This window comes from Endozoicomonas sp. ONNA1, assembly GCF_024606325.1.
Classification (GTDB): domain Bacteria; phylum Pseudomonadota; class Gammaproteobacteria; order Pseudomonadales; family Endozoicomonadaceae; genus Endozoicomonas_A.
Genome location: NZ_JAHHPN010000737.1, coordinates 1 through 1,640, shown reverse-complemented (window position 1 = coordinate 1,640; position 1,640 = coordinate 1). Strand labels below are relative to the sequence as shown.

The 1,640-nt window shown below is 51.6% G+C and carries 1 protein-coding gene; it reads right to left on the bottom strand.

Annotated elements, in window-relative coordinates; translation table 11 throughout:
• Positions 1–158 precede the first annotated feature (158 nt).
• The coding region (locus tag KDK19_RS17615) for a hypothetical protein (protein WP_257254725.1) at positions 159–1,640 on the bottom strand (1,482 nt) is incomplete at its 5' end.

The window sequence follows — 1,640 nt, the reverse complement described above, 5'->3', positions numbered from 1 at the left end:
CGTTCTGTCAACGGTTCGGCCTGACAAACGACAGACAACGTCAGTAACAGCAACCAATTTGCCGCAAAGGGTGAGTGCTTAATAATTCTATCCCTGCATTCTGACTTGTACAGAGCAAGGATAGATCAAGAAAACCTCATGAAAGGACAGTTTTCAGGTTAAGGCCCGAGTTCATCGTTCTGATCCACGACAGAAGGCTTGCGTTTTCGATGAATTCTTTTGTGATTCGACAGGACTTTTGCATTCTTGCAGACCTTTCCGCATGGCCGTTGCTGACCTTCCTCCCCGACCACGGTTATGTCACAGGTTTTTTGCCCGGTGTGATATTCGCTTTTATGAGTTGAAAGGGCTTTAGCATTCTTGCAGGCCTTCCCGCATGACTGCGGCTGACCACCCTTGCGAACCACTGTCACGTTACAGGTTTGTGCCCCGGTGTGGTCTATTTTTCTGTGATCCCTAAGGGCTTGAGCATTCTTGCAGATCTTTCCGCATGGCCGCGGCTGTCCTTGCTCCCCGGTCACGGTCATTTCACAGGTTTGTTGCACGCTATGGTATCCACTTTTGTGAGCCGACAGGCTGTGGACACTCTTATAGACTCTTCCGCATAGCTGCGGCTGATTATCCTCGCTGATTACGATCACGTCACAGGTTTGTTGCCTGCAATGGTCTCTTTTTTTGTGATTCATCAGAGCGTTAGTATTCTTGCAGACCTTTCCGCATGGCTGCGACTGATCATCCTCACCGATCACGGTTAGGTTACAGGTTTTTTGCCCGGCGTGCTGCCCGCTTTTGTGAGCGTAAAGAGCTGCGGCATTTTTGCAGGCCTTTCCGCATGGCCGCGGCTGGCCATCCTGCCCGATTACGATCACGTCACAGTTTTTTTCCCCGGTGTGATGTCCGCTTTTGTGAATGGACAGAACTGCGGCATTTCTCCAGACAGTCCCGCAGAGCCGTTGCAGACCATCCCTCCCGATCACAGTTACATTACAGGTTTGTTGCCCCGTGTGGTCTCTGTTTTTGTGATACGTTAAAGCGTTCGCATTCTTGCAGACCGTCCCGCACGGCTGCAATTGACCATCCTCCCCGACCACAGTCAGGTCACAGATTTTTTGCCCAGAGTGGTAGCTGCCTTTGTGACGCGACAGTAATTGTGCATTCTTGAAAACCTTCCCACATTGCAGCAGCTGGCCATCCTCCCCGAATATAATCAAACTGCAAATGTCTTGCCCGGCAGGGGCGTTTTTATCGATTGTCACTGCAACCATTGAGTCTATGGCGGTCCCGTCTGAGGCGACCCCGTCTGAGGCGACCCCGTTAACAGGTTTGCAAACAGAGCAGTATCTATTGGCCAAATGAGGGCATGAGCTTTGTCCGGGCGTTGCTGCCGTGTGGTCTGTCGAACTTTCCTCACGATCGGGCGCTCTGCTATTGGATGAGGCGGAAGACTGCCGGAATTGACAAGCCCCATGACAGGGATGCACGAAACAATTCAAGCCCAAAGTATGTGGGTGTTGTTCAGGGACTCCATTATCCCCGCCAGAATCTGAATACAGAAGGCTAGTGAAAAAGCCTATGGGTTGAGCGAGGGCTTCCTGCCCGGATGATTCTGATGGCGGGTTGGGTTGTTGGTTGTGTCCAGA